The sequence below is a fragment of the Streptomyces sp. NPDC050842 genome (assembly GCF_044456565.1).
Classification (GTDB): Bacteria; Actinomycetota; Actinomycetes; order Streptomycetales; family Streptomycetaceae; genus Streptomyces.
Genome location: NZ_JBITGA010000006.1, coordinates 348,378 through 370,135 on the forward strand (window position 1 = coordinate 348,378; position 21,758 = coordinate 370,135).

Here is a 21,758-nt window from a genome sequence, read left to right on the forward strand (position 1 = left end):
TTCGCATGGCGATGGAGACACCACCGCGCTGGGACCGCAAGATGCAGCAGCGGCTCGCCGCCGGGGAGGCCGCCGCGCTCGGCGAGTTCTACGACCGGTTCGCCTCGCTCGTGCACAGCCTCGCCCACCGGGTGCTCGACGACGACGCCGCGGCCGACCAGGTCACCCGCGAGGTCTTCGGCTACATCTGGGAGAACCCCGACGACTACGACCCCAAGCAGGGGAACATGCGGTCGTGGGTCGCCCGGCTGACCCAGCGGCAGGCCGTCCACCGGCTGCGGCAGGCCGAGGCGACGGCCTACGCGGAGACCGGGCAGGGCTCCGCCGAGGAGCTGGAGCAGAAGGTGCGGCGGGCCTCCGTCGCGGCCCGCGCGGACTACATCGTGACCTCCATGCCGGCGCCGCTGCGGGCCGCGCTCGAACTGGCCTACTTCCAGCGGCGGGACTACCGCCAGACCGCGGCCGACCTCGGGGTCACGGAGGACGAGGCGCGGCGGCGCCTCCGGCTCGGGCTCCAGCTGCTCTCCTCGGCGAACACCCGCTCCCTTGAAGGCTCCTCACCTCCCGGCGGCTACGGGCGGACGCTGTGACGGGGGCGAACGACGACGCGGACGACGTCGCACGCGCCCCGTGGATACCGGGACCGCGCCGGTCGGCGGACGACCACGCGGACCTCACGGCGGACCCGACGACGGACGCGGCGACGGCCTTCGAGGCTCTGGAGCGCCCGGAGGTCCCGGCGGCCCCCGAGGCCCCGGCGGTCGAGGCGGAACCGGCCGAGCCGGACGTGCCGCAGCTGACCCACCGCGTGCTCAAGTCGCTCCTCGGGGCCTGGGCGCTCTCTGCGTGCTCCGCCGGGGAGACGAAGGCCGTCGAGGACCACCTCACCGAGTGCGCGCCCTGCGCCGAGGAGGCCCTGCGGCTGCGGGACGCCGTCGCCCTGCTCCACGAGGACCGCGACCTGGACCTCGACCCGCTGCTGCGCTCCCGCGTCCTGGAGAACTGCCTGGGCCGCCGCCCCGCCCGCGTACCGGTGCCGGAGTGGGTCACCCCGTACGACGCGGAGACCGCCCGGCTCGACGCGCTGCTGCGGGACATCGGCGAGTCGGAATGGCACGCCCCGGTGCGGCTCAAGTGGTTCGAGGACGAGCACATCGTGCGCCGCAAGACCACCGTCGCCGGGGTCATCGGCCACCTCCTGGCCGTGGACGGTCTGGTGACCTCGGCGCTCGGCATCAAGGACCCGCTGGGCGCGGGAGTGCCCGAGCTCTCGCCGACGGAGCGGACCGAGGCCTTCTGGTCGGCGCTCGACCGGCCGCCGAACCGCGCGCTGCGCGGGCCCTGGCGTGACCAGTCGCACGCCCTGATCCGTACGGTCTCGTTCGCGGGCCGCGGCGTGGGCGACCTCGCGGTCACCTACAAGGACTTCGCGCTGCCGCTGCGGGACTCGCTCCTGGAGCGGGCCTTCGAGTGCTGGGTGCACGCGGACGACATCGCCAACGCGGTGGCGTACCCGTACGCCCCGCCGAGCGGCGCCCATCTCCACGGCATGATCGACCTGGCGGTCCGGCTGCTCCCCGTGGCCCTCGCCGGACGCCGCCGCAGCGGCCTCGCGGCCCCGGCCCGGCACCTCGTCGCGGCGGGCGCGCCCGGCCGCTCGCTCCATCTGGAGGTCGAGGGGGCGGGCGGCGGCCACTGGTACATCGCGCTGGACTCCCCGGCGGCGGTCGCCTCGCCGGACCGGGCGGTGGCGCAGGTGGCGATGGACGGGGTGGAGTTCTGCCAGCTGGTGGCCGGCCACATCTCGCCGGAGGAGGCCGCGGCCGGCCAGGACGGCGACCGGGAGGCCATCCGCGACGTCCTGTCGGCGGCGGCGTCCCTCAGTCGCCTGTAGCGCCCTGCGGAGCTCCTACGCGAAGACGACCGTGCGGCGGCCGTTCAGGAGGATGCGGCGCTCCGCGTGCCACTTCACCGCGCGGGCCAGCGCCTGGCACTCCACGTCGCGGCCCACGGCGACCAGCTGGTCCGGGGTCACCTCGTGGCCGACGCGCTCGACCTCCTGCTCGATGATCGGGCCCTCGTCGAGGTCGGCCGTCACGTAGTGCGCGGTCGCGCCGATCAGCTTCACACCGCGCGCGTGCGCCTGGTGGTAGGGCTTGGCGCCCTTGAAGCTCGGCAGGAAGGAGTGGTGGATGTTGATGATGCGGCCGGAGAGCTGCTTGCACAGGTCGTCGGAGAGCACCTGCATGTAGCGGGCGAGGACGACCAGCTCGACGTTCTCCTCGCGGACCAGGTCGAGGAGTTCCGCCTCGGCCTCGGCCTTGGTGTCCTTGGTGACCGGAATGTGGCGGAACGGGACACCGTACGAGCCGACGAGTTCCTCGAAGTCCGTGTGGTTGGAGACGACGGCGACGATCTCCACCGGCAGCGCGCCGATCCGCGAGCGGAACAGCAGGTCGTTCAGGCAGTGCCCGAACTTGGAGACCATGAGCACGACCCGCATGCGCTGCTCGGCGAGGTGGATCTGCCAGTCCATGCCGTAGGAGTCCCCGACCGCCGTGAAGCTCGCGCGCAGCTTCTCCACGTTCACCGGGGCCTCGGCCGAGAAGTGGACCCGCATGAAGAAGAGACCGGTGTCGCGGTCCCCGAACTGCTGGCTGTCCTCGATGTTGCACCCGGTGATGAACAGGTAGCTCGACACGGCGTGCACGATGCCCTTTTTGTCCGGGCACGAGAGGGTGAGGACGTACTGGTCGGTCATCCCGTCAGCCTGCCATACCGGGGAGGCCCGCGAGAGCCACCGTCCGGCAGGCGGAACGGCTCAGGACCGCGTCATGACATCGAGCACGTCGAGGGAGCGCGGTGGCGTGTCGGGGTCCTCCCCGTCGGCCCGCGCCATCCGTACGTGTGCCTCGCGGGCGGCCCGTACGGCCTCGGGCCAGCCCTGGTGCTCCAGGTACGCGGAGACGGGCGCGTCCGGGCCCACCTGGTGCATGATCCGCAGCACGCGGAGCACGGCGACGTCGACGAGGGCGGCCTCGCCGCTGTCGCGGAAGACCGCGCCCACGTACTTCTCGGCGGACCAGTTGTCGAGCCAGGTGTCCTCGACGAGGCGGTAGACGGCGTCGGTGACGTCGCCGTATCCCTCCTGGCCGGCCAGCCAGGTCGTCTCGTGGAACCCGGGGTCGGAAAGCATGTGCAGCGCGGAACGCACGTTGATGCGCCAGCGCCACCACGGCATGTCGTTGAGCGGCATGCCGCCCATGGTGGAGGAGCGACGGCCGCGACGGGAAGAGTTAACCGAACCGGAGACTGGACTGGACACGTTTCGATCGTACGTTCCCTTGCCAAATAAGCGGACTCGCCCCCTCCTCATCGCCGCCCGGCCCCCGTAATTCACCTTTACGTCACCCTTCGTTGAACCGCGCTCACTCCCGCGTTACCCGTGAGGCGGAAATGTGCATGCCCATGACCGGTAGGCGACTGACCAAACTCCTCGCGTACGTCACCACCGCGGCGGCCGGAGCGTCGCTGCTCACCGGGTGTGGCGTGCTCCCTGGGGCCACGGGGGGCTCCAGGGAGCCCGTCACGGTGATGACCTGGGCACCCGACCAGACCCAAGCGACCAACATGCCCGGAATGCCTGCGATGGCGCAGGCCTATGCCCGCTGGGTCAACTCCCAGGGCGGCATCGACGGCCACGAACTCCGCGTCCTCACCTGCAACGAACAGAACACCAGCGCCGGCGCCGCCGCCTGCGCCCGCCGGGCCGTCCGCGAGAACGCGGTCGCGGTCGTCGGCTCGTACAGCCAGAACGGCAGCTCGTTCATGGCCCCGCTCGAAGCCGCCGGCGTCCCGTACATCGGCGGCTACGGCATCTCGGAGGACGAGTTCACCAGCTCGCTCTCCTACCCCGTCAACGGCGGCCAGGCCTCGCTCATCGCCGGACACGGCATGCAGCTCGCCGAGTCCTGCCGCAAGGTCTCCCTCGTCCGTCCCGACACCGTCGCCGGCGACCGGCTCCCCGACCTCCTCAACTCCGGCCTCCGCAAGGCGAGTCACCGCAGCGCCGTCGACATCCCGGCGGTCGAGGACGCCGCCGAGTACACCGAGCAGGCCGGCCGGGCCCGCGACAAGGCCGGCGACGAGAACGGCTGCGTCACCGCCGTGCTCGGCGAGCGGACCCAGACGTTCTTCGACTCCTTCCGGCGCCTGCCGGAGGACGGGAAGAACGGCGGCTCCGGCAAGAAGGGCGACCCCGTCCGCATCTCCTCCGTGCTCGGCAGCGTCGCCCAGCCCGTCATCGACCGCACCGGCGGCGCCCACAGCCCCTTCGAGGGCGCGTACGTCACCGGCTGGTACCCGGAGGCGGCCGACAAGAGCTGGGCGCCGATGCGCAAGGTCATCCAGGAGCACGCCTTCGCCGACAACCGGGTCGACCCGGCCGACGCCGGCGTCCAGACCACGTGGATCGCCTACACGGTCCTCAAGTCGGTCGTCGAGACCCTCGACAAGGACAAGATCACCGCCGAGCAGATCACCCAGGCCCTCGACCGGGGCGCGCGCATCGACACCGGCGGCCTCACCCCCAGCCTGCGCTGGAGGTACGAGGACCTGCTCGGCGCCCCCGGCCTCATCCGGGTCGTCAACCGCGACGTGACGTTCCAGGTGGTCCGCCAGGGGCGGCTCGTGGCGCAGAAGCCCGGCTTCGTCGACGTCGGCGAAACCGTCCTCAGCGCCCCTTAGCAGCTAGAGCTGGGTGGGCGTCCGCTTGTCCAGTCCGTACTTCGTGGCGGTCGGGTTCCACAACCCGGCCGCCTGCTTCTTCGCGGTGGTGGCCTCGCCGCTCTTCTTGTTGGCCTCGACCAGGTGGCTGGTGCTCTTGGCCTTGCCGCCCTTGCAGGCCTTCTTGGCCTTCATCTGGACCGCCCAGGCCGCGTAGTGGTCGTCCGCCGAGGCCGAGGCCTGCCAGGCCTTGGTCAGCGCGGCCGTCAGCGCGGGGCTGTTCGGGAGCTTGTCCACCGAGAGCGTCTTGAGCTGCGTCACCAGGCCCCGGCGCTGGTCGGCGGCGCCCCGCAGGTCCTTCGCCGCCTGGTCGAGGTCCTTGCACTGCTGGATCTTCGCGACCGAGCTGATCACCGTGTCACGGCTGCTGTTGCTGGTCGCGAGGAGCTTGTCCAGCTCCTTGGCCTGCGGCTCCGCCGGGTCGGCCGGCTTCTCCGCGGGCGCCTCGGTGGTGGCGGAGGGCGCCGCGGAGCTCGCCGCGACGTTCTGCCCGGGCGTCTTGGGGTCCTTCGGGTCGTCCTCGCCGCTGAGCAGCATCCCGGCACCGAGACCGACGACCGCGCAGCCGACGACGACGGCGGCGATCAGCGCGACCGGCGACTTGCGGCGCGGCGGCTCGGGCTCGTCGTCGTAGTAGGCGTCCTGGTAGGCGTACTGCTGCGGGGGCTGCGGCGGCTGGTAGCCGTGCTGCTGCGGGGGCCCCTGGTGCTGCTGGTGCTGCTGGTGCTGCTGGTACGGAGGCGGGGCGGGCTGCTGGTGCTGCTGCTGCGGCGGCTGGTAGGCCTGCGGCGGCTGCGGGGCCCGCGGCGCCTCCGTACGGAAGAGGTTGTCGAACTCGGCGGGCGGCTGCCGCTCACCGGGCGGCTGAGCCTGCGCCTGAGGCGGTACGGGCGCGATGTACTGGGTCGCGTCCGAGGCGCCTCCCGGCTGCCCGGGCACCTGGCCCGGCAGCGGCCCCGTCCCCAGGAACTGGGTGTTGGCGCCCGCTCCCGGGAGCGGCGGCACCGCGCCGATGTGCTGCGTCGCCTGCATGTCCCCCGCGGCCTGAGCGGCCGGCGGCGGGTAGCCGTACCCCGGCTGCTGCGCCTGCACCGGCGGCATCGCACCGGGGACGGGCGCGATGTGCTGGGTCGCCTGCATGTCAGCGGCGGCCTGGGCGGCCGGCGGCGGGTAGCCGTACCCGGGCTGCGGCGGGCCCTGCTGCGGTATCGGCGGCGCCTGAGGCGCGGCCTGCGGCGGGATCTGCTGCTGCGGGACCGGCGGCAGGTACTGCGTGGACTGCATGTCGGCGGCGCCCGGCGTCGCCTCAGGGGGCAGCGGCTGCGCGGGCGGCAGCGGCTGCCCGCCCGGCTGACCACCGGCGGGACCCCAGGCGCCGTCCCACGGCTGAGCTCCCCCGTGGGCACCGTCGTGCGCGGGGGGCACCGCCGGGTACTGCGGCTCCGGACCCTGTCCGTTCTGCGTCACCGGGACTCCTACTGATGGACCTACGGAATCGTCGGCTCACGCTACCGGGTGCGCGCGGGGCTCCGCACACACGTGTGAGGCCGGTTACACAACCTTCCTGCGCCGCGACCCCGGCCATGATCCGCCGGACAGGCCCTAAGCCGCCGACAGGTCCATCCGCGCACTGAACTCCCGCACCACCGCCTCCCCCGCGTACGGCTCCAGGCTCTCCCTCAGATCGTCCAGGTACTCCGCGCCCCGCGACGACCGCAGCGTGCCCAGGAGTTCGAGCGCCCGCGTCCCCGTCCGGCAGGCCTGCTCCACCTCCCGCTGCTGCACCTGCGCCGACGCCAGCAGGGCCAGGCCGATCGCCCGGCGCCGCGCCCGCGTCTCCGGGTGGCCCGCGATCGCCTCCCGCGCCGCCCGCGCCGCCTCGTCCGCCTGCCCCAGGTCCCGGTGGCAGTGCGCCAGTTCGTCCGCGAGGTAGGCGTGGTCGAAGTGCGCGATCCACACCGGGTCGTCACCCGCCTCCGGATCGGCCTGCCCCAGCGCCCGTACAGCCCGGCCCGCCGCCGTCTCGAAGGAGCTGATGTCCCCCATCAGCGCGTGCCCGCGCGCCTCGGCCGCCAGGAACATCGCCTCCGCCCGCGGCGGCACCTTGCCCCGCGCCCCCTCCTGCGCCGCCCGCGCCAACTGGGCGATCTCCCGGGGGTTCCCGAGCTGCGCGGCGAGGTGGCTCATCGACGCGGCCAGGACGTACCCGCCGTAGCCCCGGTCCCCCGCCGCCTGCGCGAGCCGCAGCGCCTGGATGTAGTAACGCTGCGCGAGCCCCGGTTCGCCCGTGTCCACCGCCATGTACCCGGCCAGTTCGGTCAGCCGCGCGGCCGCCGCGAAGAGCTGCCGGCCCACGGCCTCCCGGTACGAGCCCGAAAGCATCCCCGACACCACACTGTTGAGGTAGTGCACCACCACCGGCCGGACGTGACCGCTGCCGAACCGCCGGTCGAGGTCGACCAGCGCGCTCGTCATCTCCCGTACCGCCGCGACGTCCGCGACCCCGACGCGCGCGCCCGCGAGCCGCGCCACGTGCGCGTCGGGACCGGTGATCAGCCAGTCCCTGCTGGGCTCGACGAGCGCGGAGGACGCCACCGTGGAGCCCGTCAGGAAGTCCCGCCTGCCCACGTCGCTGCGCCACAGCTCGCAGACCTGCTCGATCGCGCCGAGCACGGTCGGCGCGAACTGGAGGCCCACCCCGGCGGCGAGGTTCCGGCCGTTCGCCATCCCGACCTCGTCGATCGTGACCGTCCGGCCCAGCTTGCGGCCCAGCGCCTCCGCGATGATGCCCGGCGCCCGGCCGCGCGGCTGCTGCCCGCGCAGCCACCGCGCCACCGACGTCTTGTCGTACCGCAGGTCGAGGCCGCGCTCCGCGCCGACCATGTTGACCCTGCGGGCGAGGCCGGCGTGCGAGCAGGCCGCCTCCTGGATGAGCGCCTGGAGCCGTTCGTTCGGCTGACGCGCGACGAGTGGCCTGGCTGCCATGAGTTACCCCCTGAGGCCGAGCGGTGATCACAGGTGCAGTGATCACGAGAAGTGATCACTGCCCGGTGGATATCCGGTCAATGCCGATGTGAACACGCGAAACCGGACAGGCCGGCCGCGACGCTGCCGCCGACGCCCCCACAGGTGCGTGCCCCTTGATGCGTGCCCCTTGGTGCGTACCCATCCCCGCTCCCCGGCCCCCCCGCGCGCCCCCGCCGGTGCACCCGTGCGCCCCGTATGCAGGATCGATGCGTCACACCGCTCTCCCCCGAGCCCGTAACCCCAGGTGACGGGGGCAGTTGTGTTCACCGTGGAAGAGACCATCGGAGTCACGGAAGCCGCACAGATCCCCCAGCAGCGAGGCGAGCAACTGCTGGACAGCGCCGTGCGGTACGCGGAAGAGCGGCACTGGGACGTGTTCCCCGGGACCTGGCTTGAGGCCGTCGAGGGCAGGGAGCGATGCTCCTGCGGCGCGGAGTGCGCCGTCCCCGGCGCGCACGCGGTCAAGCCCGACTGGTCGACCCAGGCCACCGGGAGCGGCGTCGGGGCGCGGCGCATGTGGTCGAAGACGCCGAAGGCGTCGATCCTGCTGCCGACGGGCCGGACGTTCGACGCGATCGAGGTGTCGGAGTCGTCCGGTTTCCTCGCGCTGGCCCGCATGGAGCGCATGGACCTGACGCTCGGCCCCGTGACCTGCACGCCGGACCGCCGGATGTTCTTCTTCGTCCTGCCGGGCGCCGCCGCCAAGGTGCCCGACCTCGTACGGAAGCTGGGCTGGGTCCCGGGCGCGATCGATCTCGCCACGCGCGGCGAGGGGCACTACGTGGCGGCCCCGCCCACCCGGATCGGCGGCGTCGGCGCGGTGCAGTGGGCGCGGCGCCCCACCCCGGCGAACCGCTGGCTCCCCGACGCGGAGGAGCTGATCAGCCCCCTCGCGTACGCGTGTGGCCGGGAAGCTGCGGAGGCGCGCGTCCGGGCGCAGTGATCCCTGGGCCCGGCCAGGCCTCACCCGTATGGTGGTGCCCGTATACACGGGGACAACCGAAGGGTTGACGGGACATGCCTGACCAGGCATTTGACGGAGTATTCGACAAGGCGGGCGCCGCAGCGGGCACCGCACCGGGTGCCGGTGCGGTGCCCGCGGTGCGTGTCGAGGGGCTATGGAAGCGTTTCGGCCAGCAGATCGCGGTGAACGGGATCGATCTCGTCCTGCCCGCGGGGAAGTTCATCGGGCTCGTCGGGCCCAACGGAGCGGGCAAGACGACCACGCTCTCCATGATCACGGGGCTGCTCCGGCCCGACCAGGGGCGGATCCTGGTCGCCGGACACGACGTCTGGGCCGACCCCGAGTCGGTCGCCGAGGTCAAGGCGCGGATCGGCATCCTGCCGGAGGGGCTGCGGCTCTTCGAGCGGCTCTCCGGCCGTGAGCTCCTCGCGTACAGCGGCCGGCTGCGGGGGCTGCCGGGCGCCGAGGTCGACAAGCGGGCCGCGCAGCTCCTCGACGTCCTCGACCTGACCGGCTCGCAGAACAAGCTGGTCGTCGACTACTCGACGGGCATGCGGAAGAAGATCGGCCTCGCGGCCGCCCTCCTCCACAACCCCGAGGTCCTGTTCCTGGACGAGCCGTTCGAGGGCGTCGACCCGGTCTCGGCGCAGACGATCCGCGGGGTCCTGGAGCGGTACACGCAGTCCGGTGCGACGGTCGTCTTCTCCAGCCACGTCATGGAGCTGGTCGAGTCGCTCTGCGACTGGGTCGCCGTGATGGCGGCGGGCCGGATCCGCGCGCAGGGCCCGCTCGCGGAGGTCCGCGGCGACCGGCCCTCGCTCCAGGCGGCGTTCCTGGAGCTGGTCGGCGCGAGCGGGCGCGAGACGGCCGGGGAGTCCCTGGACTGGCTGGGCGGCGGGGCGCAGCGATGAGCACGACGACCGCCGTCACCACGACCACCACCGCCGCCTCCCCCGTACCGTCCCTCACGTCCACGTTCGTACGGCTCAAGCTGTCGCTGCTGAAGAACGGGCTGCGGCAGTCGGGCGGGCGGACCGCCGCGTACATCGTCTCGATCGTCTTCGGCGTCCTGTTCGCCGCGGGCATGGTGCTGTCGTCCGTCCTGCTGCGGGGCAGCGCCTCGGCCGACACGGTCGCGGTCCTCCTCATCGGGACGCTCGCGCTGTCCTGGACGGTCATGCCGCTGTTCGTGCCGAGCGGGGACGAGACCCTCGACCCGTCGCGGCTCGTGATGCTGCCGCTGCGGCCCCGGCCGCTGGTCCGGGCCCTGCTCGTGGCGTCCCTGGTGGGCGTCGGGCCCGTCCTCACCCTCGTCCTGGCGCTGGGCGCGGCCCTCTCGGTCGCGCGGGGCACGGCGGGCGTCGTCGTCGCCGTCCTCGCCGTCCCGCTCGTGACGGCCGTGTGCGTCGCGCTGTCCCGGGCGGTGGCCGCCGCCAACGTCCGGCTCCTGACCTCCCGCAAGGGCCGTGACCTGGCGCTGCTCAGCGGCCTGGTGATCGCGGTCGGCATGCAGCTGGTCAACTTCGGCGCCCAGCGCCTCGGCCAGGCCGGCGGTCTGGGTCCGCTCGAACCGGCGGCGGCGGTCGTCGGCTGGCTGCCGCCGGCCGCCGCGATCGGCGCGGTCGACGCGGCGAGCAGCGGCGACTACGCGGTGGCGGTGGCCCGGCTGCTGCTCACGGCGGCGGCGCTCGTGGCGCTGGTGTACTGGTGGCAGCGGAGCCTGGTGCGGCTGATGGTCGAGCCGGACGGCTCGACGATCGGCGCGTCGTCCGGGTCGGGTGCCGCCGAGAAGTCCGGGGGTACGGGGCTGCTCGGCCGGATCCTGCCGGGCGGGCGCACGGGCGCGGTCATGGAGCGCAGCCTGCGCTACATCTGGCGCGACCCGAAGACGAAGGCCGCGTGGGTGACGTCGCTGGCCATGGGCCTGATCGTGCCGCTCTTCAACGCCTTCCAGGGCACGGGCACGATCTACTGGGCGTGCTTCGCCTCGGGCATGCTCGGCGTCCAGATGTACAACCAGTTCGGCCAGGACACGTCGGCGTTCTGGATGGTCGCGCAGACCATCTCGACGACGGCCGACGCGTACGCCGAACTCCGGGCCCGGGCCCTGGCCCTGCTGTACGTCACGCTGCCGTTCACCGCGCTGGTGACGGTGGCGACGGCGGCCGTCCTCGGCGACTGGTCGGCCCTCCCGGAGGCGCTCGGCCTGTCGTTCGCCCTGCTCGGCGCGCTGGTGGGTTCGGGCGCGGTGGCGTCCTCGGTCTTCCCGTACTCGATCCCGCAGGACAGCGGCTACAAGAACGTGGCGCCGGGACAGGGCGGCCTGGCCTGGATGTCGATCCTGGGCGGCATGCTCGGCTCCGTGGTGCTGTGCGCCCCGCCCATCGGCGCGACGATCTACCTCCACCTGTCCGACCAGCAGTCCGCGCTGTGGCTCATCCTCCCGGTAGGCGTCCTCTACGGCGCGCTGCTCCTCTGGGCGGGCCTCAAGCTGGCGGCCCCGCGCACGGCGAGGCGACTCCCGGAGATCCTGACGGCGGTCAGCAAGGGCTGACCGCTCTTCGCCGGTCACCCGGTGCGTGAAGGCCTCCGCCCTGGTGGGTGGAGGCCTTCACGTCAGGTGGATCGGAGCCGGGTCAGAAGGCGCCGTTCAGCTGCCACCAGGTGTCGGTCTCCGGGAAGCCCGCTTCGAGCTTGCCCGTGCCGGTGCCCGGGTAGAGGATCAGGGCGCCGTCGCCGCGGAACACGTTGGACGAGTAGCTGCTGTTGGTGAGGGCGGCCAGGTCGTGGTGGCCGTCGCCGTCGTAGTCGCCGATGGCGAGGAGCTGGTCCATGACGTTCCAGCCGCTGCCCAGGAGCACGCGGGTGCCGAGCGTGCCGCCGGCCTTGCCCGGGTACATCCAGAGCTTGCCCGTGGCCTTCTCGCGGGCGACCAGGTCGGGGCGGCTGTCGCCGTTCAGGTCGCCGGTGCCGGCGAAGGCGTTCATGGCGCTCCAGCCGCCGCTGCCCAGGAGCACGCGGGCGCCGAGGGTGCCGGTGGTGGTGCCCGGGTAGAGCCACAGCTTGCCCGAGGCCATCTCGACCGCGACCAGGTCGGAGCGGGTGTCGCCGTTCAGGTCGCCGACGCCGACGAGCCGGCTCATGTCGTTCCAGCCGCCGGTGCCGATGAGCGTGCGGGCGCCGAGGGAGCCCGTACCCGTGCCCGGGTACAGCCACAGCTTGCCCGTGGCCGCCTCGCGGGCGATGACGTCCTCCTTGCCGTCACGGCTGAAGTCGCCGTGGCGCACGAGGGCGTTGAAGGCGTTCCAGCCGCCGGAGCCGACGAGCTTGCCGCTGCCGTCGCCGGGCAGGAACCAGAGCCGGCCCGCCTTGTCGCGAACGAGGACGTCCGCCGTCCGGTTGGCGTCGAGGTCACCGAAACCGGCCGCCTTGGGGGCCTCGGCAGCGTGCCAGACCGGGTACGGGTCCATGGCGCACTCGCGCTCGGTGACGACGAACTTGAGCGAGCTGACGGAGTTGCTGCCGGGGCCGCCCCACTCGGTGCCCGAGGGGTCGGGGTACACCGAGTAGACGGCGCCGTCGGTGCCGTGGTTCGGGTCGTCGTACAGGCAGACGAACTTGTTCGTGCGGTTGACGACCGAGCGGAACGTGTTGTCCCAGGTCCCGAGCGTCGCCGCGTTCGCGTTCGTCTTGTACATCGTGCCAGTGCCGTCGTCGGTCTTCCAGGCGCAGAAGTAGCCCGACGGGCAGTCGGCGATCGCGGCCTGTGCGGGCGAGGCGCCCGCGCCCAGCAGACCGGCCGAGGTGAGCCCCAGCGTCGCGGCCACCGTGGCCAGGCGCTTCAGCAGTGATGTGCGCAAAGTCGTTTCCTCCCTGAGGTGGCGCGGAGAGACCTCGACGCGCCACGGGGGGCACCGTACCTTGTCATGCGACGATCACGGCAAAGGGGTTTCGGCGGCTCGCCTTCAGGGTGTGAGCACGCCGTTCAGGAAGGGTTCGACCGCCTCGCTCCAGGCCTCCGGGTGCTCGTAGTGGAGGAGATGGCCCGCGTCGGGGATCTCCGCGTACGCCCCGTGGGGCAGGACCCTGACCATCTCCTGGGCCTCGGCGCGGCCCAGCTCGCCGTCGAGGCCGCGGACGACGAGCGTCGGGCAGCGGACCTGGGCGAGCGACTCCCAGTGGGCGTCGTGGACCCACGTCTCGCGGGAGGTCAGCATCTGCGCCGGGTCGAAGACCGGGCGCCAGCCGTCCGGGTGCTCGGCCATGACCTCGGCGAAGAAGGCGCCCCGCGCGGGGTTCGGGCGCTCCACCCACGGGTCGTCCTCGCCGAACCAGCGGCGGACGGCGTCCAGCGACGGGAAGGGCGCGGGCCAGCCCCGGAACCAGTCCTGCCACGCGCGCTGCGAGGCGGCCCCGAGGGCCGAGGCCCGCATGTCGCAGATGACGAGGGCGCGGACGAGATCGGGGCGCTCGGCGGCCAGTTGCCAGGCGGTGAGGGCGCCCATGGAGTGGCCGACGAGGGTGACCGGGCCGAGGCCCAGCTGCTCGACGGCCGCGGCCGCGTCCGCCACGTACGCCTCGCGGGTGAAGGGGCCGGCGGGCGGCTTCTGGCTGTGTCCGTGGCCGCGCTGGTCGAGGGCGACGACGCGGTGGCGGCCGGTGAGGCGGCGGACGGCGGGGGCCCAGTGAGCGGCGTGGCCCATGAGGCCGTGGAGCAGTAAGACGCCGGGGGTGGGCGTGAGTGGGGTGAGTGGAGTGACCGGCGTGGGCGGGGTGGGTGGTGTGGCGCGTGCCGGTTCGGACCGGGGGGCCGGCGGGCGCGGTCCCGGCTGCGGGCCGGCGCTCCGGTCGTCGCCGGTCAGTGTCGTGTAGTCCCAGGCGGCCAGGCGTACGCCGTCGGCCCCGGTGACGTCGAGTCGTCGCGCCATGTCCCTGGCACCCCCTCTTTCCCGTCGAACCGCATCAGAGTATCGAACTCGCATTCGAAAATGCGCTTCTGCCACCCAACACCCCTCGTTCGAGTGACAGGCCTCAAGGATTGACTCCCGCTGCCGAGGGGAGATCTTGAACGGGAGGCGGACCGCTCGGGGAAAAACGGTCCGACGGGACTGACCTTGAGAGCTCGGGGCTCCAGGTCAGCACAGGGGAGGACAGGCCCCGGCGCCCAAGGGCGCCGGGGCCCTCTGTCGTCCGTCGTCCTCGGTCCCGCGTCGTCCTCATGGGCCACTCCTCACGGCAGCACACGGCTCGTAAGCACACGGCTCGTACCAGCGTGGCACGCCGAGGGGGCGGGCGTGGCCATTCCGGCGTAAACCGGGGCGCGCGACGGGCGTTGACCCGGATCGGGTCCGATCCGATCCGCTTCCGATCCGCTTCCGATCCGCTCTCGTGACCCCTTCGCGTACAACCAACTCCCCCGGCCGCGGGTCCATCCGGTCATGCTCAGTCCTCAAGTCCTCAGCAAGGGGGACCACTACACGGTCCTCCGGCCCGACCGTCTGACCACGACGGAGGGTCGGCAGATCACACACATCCCCCTGGCCGCCGTCCAAGAGGTCCGGCCGGACGGCGACAAGGCCCTGCTGGTCGTCCTGACCGACGGGGCGACCCGCCGCCTCCCGGGCGGCAACGCCTACGCCACCTCCGCCTTCCTCACCGCCCTGACCGCCGCCCTGCCCGAGCAGCGGGACCCGGCCGGGAGCGCCCTCGTCACGACCGAGGAAAGCGGCGGCATCATCAAGGTGTGGCAGGTGTGGACCGGCGGCGCGGCCTTCCTCGCGGCCTGTGTCGCCTACGTCTGGTGGACCGGCTCCGCCCACGGCGAGGTGATGGGCCTGGCCGCCTTCGGCGGGCTGTTCGGGGTGATCATCGGAGGCCCGTGCACCCTCGCCGTCTTCCTCAGCATCAAGAACCGGGTGATCCTCCGCCGGCGTGGCATCACCGTCGCCGCCGCCCGGCACTACCACCCGAACGGCAAGCGGGCGAGCTGGTACAAGTTCACCGACACCCACGGCAACGAGCACAGCACCGGCTACGGATCCAACCGCCTCACGGAAGAGATCCACGTCGTCTACGACGCGGAGAACACCCGGCTCAACGCCGCCGTGGAGCCGCTCTTCTCGACCGTCCTGAAGCACTCCTTCGGCGGGGCGGTCTCGCTCGCGATCCTCGCGCTCGGCCTGTGGGGCGTCCTCGCGCCCTACCTCTGACCCGGAGCACGAAGTGAGGGGTGCCCCGCCGACCGGCGGGGCACCCCTCACTTCGTGCTCCGAAGTACTCCGTAACGCCTCAGCGCTTCGCGACGAAGACGTGCGCCGCGACCTCCGCGACCAGCTCGGCGGCCTCGCCGCTGCTGCCCACCAGGACACCGCCCGGCGACTCCGTCACCGACACCACGGAACCGGGCTGCACGCCCGCCCTCCGCAGCGTGTACATCAGCTGGGCGTCCGTCTGGATCGGCTCGCCGATCCGGCGCACGACCACCGTCTTGCCGCCGCTCGCGTCCAGGTCGGCGAGGGAGACCATCGAGTCGTCGAGGAAGGCCTCGGCCTCCGCCTTCTCGCCCAGCTCCTCGAGACCCGGGATCGGGTTCCCGTACGGCGACTCCGTCGGGTGACGCAGCAGCTCCAGGACCCGCCGCTCCACGGCCTCGCTCATCACGTGCTCCCAGCGGCACGCCTCCGCGTGGACCTGCTCCCACTCCAGGCCGATCACGTCGACGAGCAGGCACTCCGCGAGGCGGTGCTTGCGCATGACGCGGGTGGCGAGGCGACGGCCCTCGTCCGTCAGCTCCAGATGGCGGTCACTCGCCACGGCCACCAGGCCGTCGCGCTCCATCCGGGCCACCGTCTGGCTCACCGTGGGGCCGCTCTGGTCGAGCCGCTCGGCGATCCGGGCGCGCATAGGGACCACACCTTCCTCCTCAAGCTCGAGGATGGTGCGGAGATACATCTCCGTTGTGTCGATCAGTCCGGACATACGTGCCCCTCGATGAGTCGTGCGCTGGCCCTGCCCCAATTCTGACGCATCACGCCGACAACCGGGCCGCACTGGGGTGAGGCGGTATTGACAGAGCAATGGTCCAGACCGCACCGTGAGCCGCGACCACGACGAGAAGGAGCCGCCGCGATGGGCGAGAGCAAGCTGGCCGGACAGTTCTTCGACGCCGCGATCGGCCTGCTCCAGCAGGTCCGCGACGGGGACTCCGAAGAGATCGCCGCCGCCGGTGCCGCGATCGCCGAAGCCGTCGCGAACGGCAACCGGCTCTTCGCCTTCGGCGCGGGCCACTCCTCGCTCGCCGCCCAGGACGTCGTCTACCGGGCGGGCGGCCTCGCCCTGATGAACCTGCTCGCCGTCCCCGGCGTCGTCGGCGTGGACGTCATGCCCGCCACGCTCGGCTCGGCCCTGGAGCGGGTCGACGGCCTCGCCGGGGCGGTCCTGGACTCCTCCCCCGCCAAGGCCGGGGACGTCCTGATCATCATCTCCCTCTCCGGGCGCAACGCCCTGCCCGTCGAGATGGCGATGAACGCCCGCGCCCTCGGCCTCACCGTCATCGGCGTCACCTCCGTGGCGTACGCGACGGAGACGAAGTCGCGGCACGTCTCGGGGTCGTACCTCAAGGACCACTGCGACATCGTCCTCGACTCGAAGATCGCCATCGGGGACGCGGAGCTCACCCACGAGGGCATCGAGGCGCCGTTCGCCCCCGCGTCGACCGTCGTGACCAGCGCGCTCATGCAGGCCACGATGGCCGCAGCCGCCGAGGAACTCGTACGCCGGGGCATCGAGCCGCCGCTGCTGCGCTCCGGGAACGTGGACGGCGGGCACGAGTGGAACGGCCGCGTGATGACGGAGTACGGCGACCGGATCTTCTTCCGGCACTGAGCGGGTACGGGGCGGGGCGGCCCGCCGCCGCCCCCTCACTCCCCCCTCACTCCCCCGGCGGTACGCCGAGCTCCGCCGCGATCCTGGACGCCACCGTCTCCGCGAAGACGACGTCCTCCCGCTCGAAGCCCGGGCGGCACGCGGCGCGCAGGAACGTCAGCACGCCCAGCGTCCGGCCCCGGGTGCGCAGGACCACGCACAGGGCGTGCGCCGCGCCCCCGGGCCACTGGTGGGCCTCCGCCCACACCTCGGCGGTGCGGCCCGCGCTCGCCCGCACGGTGCCCGCGCGGTCCAAGGCCTGGAGCGCCGGATGCCTCGGCCCGTACCGCAGCGGGATGTCGCCGCCCACGACCGGCGAGGACGGGCCGGGGGCGCTCGGCGGAGTGGCCAGGGCACGGGTCAGCCGGCGCTCCCCGACGACCCGGTCGACGAGGGCGTGGTCCGCGAAACCGGCCAGGGCGAAGTCGAGGAGGACCGTCGCCGCCTCCTCCGGGTCCTCGCACTCCGCGGCCGCCGCGCCCGCCCGGTGCAGCTGGCTCCACCGGAACCGCAGCCGGTCCGCCTCGCGCACCGCGAGCCGCTCCTCCGTCACGTCCTGGAACAGCCACGCCACGCCCAGCGGCACCGGCTCCTCCGCCATCGGCGACGACAGCCGCAGAAAGCCGCTGCGCCAGCACCGGCGCTGCTCGCCCGACGACGTCCGCAGCGTCACCCACACCTCGGCGGGCGCGGGCGGCGTGCCCGCCGCCAGGACGTGCTGGAGGGCGGCCTCCAGTTCCTCGGCGCCGTGCACGACGACGTCGCCGAGCGGGCGCCCGAGCAGGGACGTACGACCCGTACCGAAGGCGCGGGCGGCGTGGCCGTTGACGACGGCGGGGCGCAGGTCGGCGTCGACGAGGACGACACCCCAGGAGGCGTCCTCGAAGAGGGCCTCGCTCAGGGCGACCGAACGCTCCAGATCGAGCTGTACGTGGACCTCGCTGAACGCGCAGTAGACGCCCGCCGGGCTGCCGTCGGCGCCCCGCACCCCGGCGGCCTGGCTCCGCACGAGCACCCGCCCGCCGTCCTTGCGCAGCAGCGCCAGCTCGTGGACCTGCCGGCCGGGGCCCTTCATGGCCCCCATCAGCCGCCCGAGGGTCTCCTCGGCGTCCGCGCCGCGCGCCGCCCACCCCCCGAACCCGCGCCGCCCGACGGCCTCCCCGGCGGACCAGCCGAGGATCCGCTCGGCCTCGCGGTTCCAGTGCGTGATCGTCCCGTCGGCGTCCAGGGCGCAGAGCGCCGCGTCCATCCCGTCGAGCAACGCGGCCAACAGATCGGCCCCGGCCCCCGGAACGGAGGCGGTCTCGCTCGCGGCCCCCGTGAAAGCACTCATCCCGGTACCCCCCATGCTGCGCCCATTCAACTGGAACGTGACGCAGAGCACACCCCGCTTCCGCGAATTGAATAAATGGGTTGAGGGGCGCGGGGGGCGCTTCCTAGGGTGTGGGTACACGCGAAAGGAGGTGATCCGAAGACATGGTTTCTTTTCGGACTCGTGAGGTGACTGCGGGCTAAGGCCTGCCGTCGCACGCACTCTGTGCACCTCGGCAGGCCAGTCTGCCGAACACCACCGCAGTCACCCGACCCGTGAGTCGCCGGTCAGTCCGACCGGCTCCTGTCCGAACCTAGGCGGACGGGACCAAGGCTCACGGGTCGTCTGCGTTTTCGCGAGCGGTCAGGGTGCCAGGCGCTCCACGCGCCAGGTCTCGCCGCCGTTGTGCCCGCCGCCGTTGGCCCCGCCGTCGGTGTCCTCGCGGACGTAGCGGAGGCGGTCGTGGAGGCGGTTCTCGTGGCCCTGCCAGAACTCGATCGTGTCCGGGACGACTCGGATGCCGCCCCATTCGGGCGGGACCGGGACCTGTTCGCCCTCGGGGTAGCGGGTCTCCAGTTCCTCGTAGCGGGTGAGGAGTTCCTCGCGGGAGGCGATCACCGAGGACTGGTGGCTCGCCCAGGCGCCGAGCTGGGAGCCGTGCGGGCGGGTGCGGAAGTAGGCGACGGTCTCGTCGCGGCCCGTGCGGACCGCGCGGCCCGTGACGATGACCTGGCGGGCCAGCGGGTGCCAGGGGAAGAGCAGCGAGATCTGCGGGTTGGCCGCCAGCTCCTCGCCTTTGCGCGAGCTGTAGTTGGTGAAGAAGACGAAGCCGGCCGCGTCGTAGTGCTTCAGCAGGACCGTCCGGGAGGACGGGCGCCCGTCGGGGGTCGCCGTGGAGACGACCATCGCGTTCGGCTCGTGGATCGCCGGGTTCTCCACGGTCTCCTTGAACCAGCGGGAGAACTGCGCGATCGGCTCGGGCGCGAGGTCGGACACGGACAGCTCCGTGGTGCGGTACTGCTCGCGCATGTCGGCGGGATCCAGGGCGTCAGGATCCAGGGCGTCGGTCACAGGATCGGTCACGGGATCGGTCACGGGGCCATCCTGCCGCAGCACCCCAGTCTGCCCGGCACCGCACGGCGCTAATCCTCTCTCGCCGGATCGGCGCAGTGTGCCGGATGTCACGCTTCCCCGCATCATCGGAACCGTACAGACTCTTGGGCTGGATGACTGTTGATTCCCCACCATCGACCACCGCACGGTTGATCGATCATCGATAGAGGAGCCGCCTGATGTCCGACTTCGTACCCGGGCTCGAGGGAGTCGTCGCGTTCGAGACGGAGATCGCCGAACCCGACAAGGAGGGCGGCGCCCTCCGCTACCGAGGCGTCGACATCGAGGACCTCGTCGGCAACGTCTCGTTCGGCAACGTCTGGGGCCTGCTGGTCGACGGCGCCTTCAACCCGGGTCTGCCGGCGGCCGAGCCCTTCCCGATCCCCGTGCACTCCGGGGACATCCGGGTCGACGTCCAGTCCGCGCTCGCGATGCTCGCGCCCGTGTGGGGCCTCAAGCCCCTTCTCGACATCTCCGTCGAGGAAGCCCGCGACGACCTCGCCCGCGCCGCCGTCATGGCCCTCTCGTACGTCGCCCAGTCCGCGCGCGGCCAGGGCATGCCGATGGTCCCGCAGAGCGAGATCGACAAGGCGCAGTCCGTCGTCGAGCGGTTCATGATCCGCTGGCGCGGCGAGCCGGACCCGAAGCACGTCAAGGCCGTCGACGCCTACTGGACCTCCGCCGCCGAGCACGGCATGAACGCGTCGACGTTCACCGCGCGTGTCATCGCCTCCACCGGTGCGGATGTCGCCGCAGCGCTCTCCGGCGCCGTGGGTGCCATGTCGGGCCCTCTGCACGGCGGTGCGCCCTCCCGCGTCCTCGGCATGATCGAGGAGATCGAGCGGACCGGCGACGCCACCGCGTACGTGAAGCAGGCCCTCGACAAGGGCGAGCGGCTCATGGGCTTCGGCCACCGCGTCTACCGCGCCGAGGACCCGCGCGCCCGCGTCCTGCGCCGGACCGCCAAGGAGCTGGACGCCCCGCGCTACGAGGTCGCCGCCGCGCTGGAGAAGGCCGCGCTGGACGAGCTGCACAACCGCCGCCCCGACCGGATCCTGGCGACGAACGTCGAGTTCTGGGCGGCCATCGTCCTCGACTTCGCCGAGGTCCCAGCGCACATGTTCACGTCGATGTTCAGCTGCGCCCGTACGGCCGGCTGGTCGGCGCACATCCTGGAGCAGAAGCGCACCGGGCGGCTCGTGCGCCCCTCGGCCCGCTACACGGGTCCCGGCCAGCGGGACCCGCGCGAGATCGAGGGGTACGCCGACATCGTCGGCTAGGACGCCATAGCCGGGTACGTCTCCGGGTGCAGCAGCAGGTCCGCGTGGTGGCGGGCCGCCACCAGCGGGTGGGCCCGGAGCTTGCCCTTCAGCTCGTTGCGGCCGTACTCGGCGAACAGCGGGTTCGCCGGGTCGGCCGTGACACCCGGGGCCGTGGAGGCGTGCGGGAAGGTCAGCGGCGCGATCCGGGCGTCCAGGCGCGGGTTGTAGAAGAACGGGACGGAGTACCGCTCCGTCGCCCCGGGAGGGGACACCACCCGGTGGTTCGTCGCGATCAGGTAGCCGTTCGTGGCCACTTCCAGCAGCTCGCCGAGGTTGACGACGAACGCACCCGGCAGCGGCGGCACGTCGTGGAACTCCCCGTCCTCCCGCTCGACCTGGAGCCCGCCGACCTGGTCCTGGAGCAGCAGCGTGAGGAAGCCGTAGTCCTTGTGCGCGCCGACGCCCTGGTCGTCGCCCTCGCCGCTGCTGCCCGGGTACCGCACCAGCTTGAGGTGCGGGTGGGCGCGCGGGCCGAAGATGTCGTCGTAGAAGTCGGCGGGCGCGCCGATGGACGTCAGGAGTTCGTGGAGGAGTCGCTCGGCGACGCCGCTCAGGCGGTCGATCCAGTGCAGGGCCGCTGTGCGCAGCTCGGGGAGCGCGGCCGGCCACTGGTTGGGGCCTTCGAGCCACCAGTACGGGGCTTCCCAGGCGCCGGGAGTGCGCGCGGGGCGCTCGGCGCCGATGTCGAGCTGGTCGCGCCAGTCGCGGGCGCCCGCGGTGCGTTCGTCGCCGATGCGGGTGTAGCCGCGGAAGTGCGGTGAGTTGATGTTGTCGAGGGCGAGCCGGTCGGCCTCGGGCAGCGCGAAGAACGCGCGCATGGCGGTGGTGAGGGCGCGCGTCTCGGCCTCGGTCACGCCGTGCCCGACGAGCTGGAAGAAGCCGACGTCGTGGGCGGCGGAGTGGAGCTGGGCGTGGAGCAGCCGGCGGGCCTGGGGGCCGCGGTCGGCGGCGGAGAGGTCGACGATCGGGAGCTGCGCGGCGTAGGAGGGGTGGATCCGCGAGCCGGGCACCGGCTCGGACGAGCGCGCGCGGCGGGTCGTCTGCTGGAGGGTGTTCGCGCTGCTGGTCGGCTGCTGCTGCTGAAGGGAGGACGAGCTGAGAGTCATGGGTGCGTCCGCGGGGTCTACGGGTGCCCGGGGCGGCCGCCAGGGGTGGGGCGGGGGCCACGGGTGCCGGTCGGCTTGGGCTCTGAACGAGGGACCCGGGGGGCGGGGGCGCGGTGTGGGCGCCGGTGCCTCAGGGGTCAGGCGGAGCGGCGACAGCTCATGCTCGTGACGCGGAGGAAGTCCACGTGGCGACGGCGTACGAGCGA

At 72.7% G+C, this 21,758-nt stretch carries 19 protein-coding genes; 9 read left to right on the forward strand and 10 right to left on the reverse strand.

All coding sequences use genetic code 11. The features are described 5' to 3' along the window. Positions 1-5: 5 nt before the first annotated feature. Positions 6-590 (forward strand): sigma-70 family RNA polymerase sigma factor, encoded by a 585-nt coding sequence (locus ACIBG6_RS22345; RefSeq protein ID WP_329621859.1) that lies wholly within the window; start codon positions 6-8, stop codon positions 588-590. Then, positions 587-1,894 carry a maleylpyruvate isomerase N-terminal domain-containing protein gene (locus ACIBG6_RS22350; RefSeq protein WP_399224292.1) on the forward strand — a complete coding sequence of 436 codons (1,308 nt, stop codon included), beginning with the start codon at positions 587-589 and terminating at the stop codon, positions 1,892-1,894. Before ACIBG6_RS22345 ends, ACIBG6_RS22350 begins: the two co-directional genes overlap by 4 nt. Positions 1,895-1,909: 15 nt before the next feature. Here the strand turns inward: ACIBG6_RS22350 and purU are convergent, their stop codons facing one another. Further along, positions 1,910-2,761, reverse strand: a complete 852-nt coding sequence (gene purU, locus ACIBG6_RS22355) for a formyltetrahydrofolate deformylase (RefSeq protein WP_399224293.1) — start codon at positions 2,759-2,761, stop codon at positions 1,910-1,912. A 60-nt stretch (positions 2,762-2,821) separates the two neighbouring features. Then, a complete protein-coding gene (locus ACIBG6_RS22360) occupies positions 2,822-3,265 on the reverse strand; it encodes a hypothetical protein (protein ID WP_399224525.1) in 444 nt (147 codons plus the stop codon). A 203-nt stretch (positions 3,266-3,468) separates the two neighbouring features. On the opposite strand from ACIBG6_RS22360, the gene ACIBG6_RS22365 reads away from it, so the two are divergent. Then, a complete protein-coding gene (locus ACIBG6_RS22365; RefSeq protein WP_399224294.1) occupies positions 3,469-4,746 on the forward strand; it encodes an ABC transporter substrate-binding protein in 1,278 nt (425 codons plus the stop codon). 3 nt (positions 4,747-4,749) lie between these two features. Here ACIBG6_RS22365 and ACIBG6_RS22370 read toward each other — a convergent pair whose 3' ends face one another. Together ACIBG6_RS22370 and ACIBG6_RS22375 are read right to left on the reverse strand one after the other, a co-directional pair. Beyond that, on the reverse strand, positions 4,750-6,252 hold the full coding sequence (locus ACIBG6_RS22370) for a hypothetical protein (RefSeq protein ID WP_399224295.1): 1,503 nt from the start codon (positions 6,250-6,252) through the stop codon (positions 4,750-4,752). A 135-nt stretch (positions 6,253-6,387) separates the two neighbouring features. After that, positions 6,388-7,770 (reverse strand): transcriptional regulator, encoded by a 1,383-nt coding sequence (locus ACIBG6_RS22375; protein WP_399224296.1) that lies wholly within the window; start codon positions 7,768-7,770, stop codon positions 6,388-6,390. 301 nt (positions 7,771-8,071) lie between these two features. Between ACIBG6_RS22375 and ACIBG6_RS22380 the strand changes: the two genes are divergently transcribed. The 3 genes from ACIBG6_RS22380 (at position 8,072) to ACIBG6_RS22390 (ending at position 11,330) form a co-directional block, all read left to right on the forward strand. After that, positions 8,072-8,755, forward strand: a complete 684-nt coding sequence (locus ACIBG6_RS22380; protein WP_399224297.1) for a bifunctional DNA primase/polymerase — start codon at positions 8,072-8,074, stop codon at positions 8,753-8,755. Between the two features lie 74 nt (positions 8,756-8,829). Beyond that, a complete protein-coding gene (locus tag ACIBG6_RS22385) occupies positions 8,830-9,687 on the forward strand; it encodes an ABC transporter ATP-binding protein (RefSeq protein ID WP_317598112.1) in 858 nt (285 codons plus the stop codon). Beyond that, the gene (locus tag ACIBG6_RS22390; RefSeq protein WP_399224298.1) at positions 9,684-11,330 is read left to right on the forward strand and encodes a transporter; all 1,647 of its coding nucleotides are present in this window, start codon (positions 9,684-9,686) and stop codon (positions 11,328-11,330) included. The genes ACIBG6_RS22385 and ACIBG6_RS22390 overlap by 4 nt, the downstream gene beginning before the upstream one ends. 82 nt (positions 11,331-11,412) lie before the next feature. On the opposite strand, the gene ACIBG6_RS22395 is transcribed toward ACIBG6_RS22390, so the two are convergent. Continuing rightward, positions 11,413-12,636: an FG-GAP-like repeat-containing protein gene (locus ACIBG6_RS22395; RefSeq protein ID WP_399224299.1), complete on the reverse strand. Its 1,224-nt coding sequence runs from the start codon at positions 12,634-12,636 to the stop codon at positions 11,413-11,415. A gap of 105 nt (positions 12,637-12,741) precedes the next feature. Further along, a complete protein-coding gene (locus ACIBG6_RS22400; protein ID WP_399224300.1) occupies positions 12,742-13,704 on the reverse strand; it encodes an alpha/beta fold hydrolase in 963 nt (320 codons plus the stop codon). A 510-nt stretch (positions 13,705-14,214) separates the two neighbouring features. Between ACIBG6_RS22400 and ACIBG6_RS22405 the strand changes: the two genes are divergently transcribed. Further along, a complete protein-coding gene (locus ACIBG6_RS22405; protein ID WP_399224301.1) occupies positions 14,215-14,985 on the forward strand; it encodes a hypothetical protein in 771 nt (256 codons plus the stop codon). Between the two features lie 79 nt (positions 14,986-15,064). On the opposite strand, the gene ACIBG6_RS22410 is transcribed toward ACIBG6_RS22405, so the two are convergent. Continuing rightward, on the reverse strand, positions 15,065-15,754 hold the full coding sequence (locus ACIBG6_RS22410) for a metal-dependent transcriptional regulator (protein WP_317598091.1): 690 nt from the start codon (positions 15,752-15,754) through the stop codon (positions 15,065-15,067). A 150-nt stretch (positions 15,755-15,904) separates the two neighbouring features. Here ACIBG6_RS22410 and ACIBG6_RS22415 point away from each other — a divergent pair, with 150 nt between their 5' ends. Beyond that, positions 15,905-16,660, forward strand: coding sequence for an SIS domain-containing protein (locus ACIBG6_RS22415; RefSeq protein ID WP_399224302.1), 756 nt, complete (start codon positions 15,905-15,907; stop codon positions 16,658-16,660). A 46-nt stretch (positions 16,661-16,706) separates the two neighbouring features. Here ACIBG6_RS22415 and ACIBG6_RS22420 read toward each other — a convergent pair whose 3' ends face one another. Both ACIBG6_RS22420 and pdxH read right to left on the reverse strand, forming a co-directional pair. Further along, positions 16,707-18,032 carry a PAS domain-containing protein gene (locus tag ACIBG6_RS22420; RefSeq protein ID WP_399224303.1) on the reverse strand — a complete coding sequence of 442 codons (1,326 nt, stop codon included), beginning with the start codon at positions 18,030-18,032 and terminating at the stop codon, positions 16,707-16,709. Between the two features lie 342 nt (positions 18,033-18,374). Further along, positions 18,375-19,040: a pyridoxamine 5'-phosphate oxidase gene (pdxH, locus tag ACIBG6_RS22425; protein WP_399224526.1), complete on the reverse strand. Its 666-nt coding sequence runs from the start codon at positions 19,038-19,040 to the stop codon at positions 18,375-18,377. 263 nt (positions 19,041-19,303) lie between these two features. Here pdxH and ACIBG6_RS22430 point away from each other — a divergent pair, with 263 nt between their 5' ends. After that, positions 19,304-20,404 carry a citrate synthase 2 gene (locus ACIBG6_RS22430; protein ID WP_399224304.1) on the forward strand — a complete coding sequence of 367 codons (1,101 nt, stop codon included), beginning with the start codon at positions 19,304-19,306 and terminating at the stop codon, positions 20,402-20,404. Here ACIBG6_RS22430 and ACIBG6_RS22435 read toward each other — a convergent pair. Beyond that, positions 20,401-21,552, reverse strand: coding sequence for an isopenicillin N synthase family dioxygenase (locus ACIBG6_RS22435; protein ID WP_399224305.1), 1,152 nt, complete (start codon positions 21,550-21,552; stop codon positions 20,401-20,403). The genes ACIBG6_RS22430 and ACIBG6_RS22435 overlap by 4 nt on opposite strands. Between the last annotated feature and the right edge of the window lie 206 nt (positions 21,553-21,758).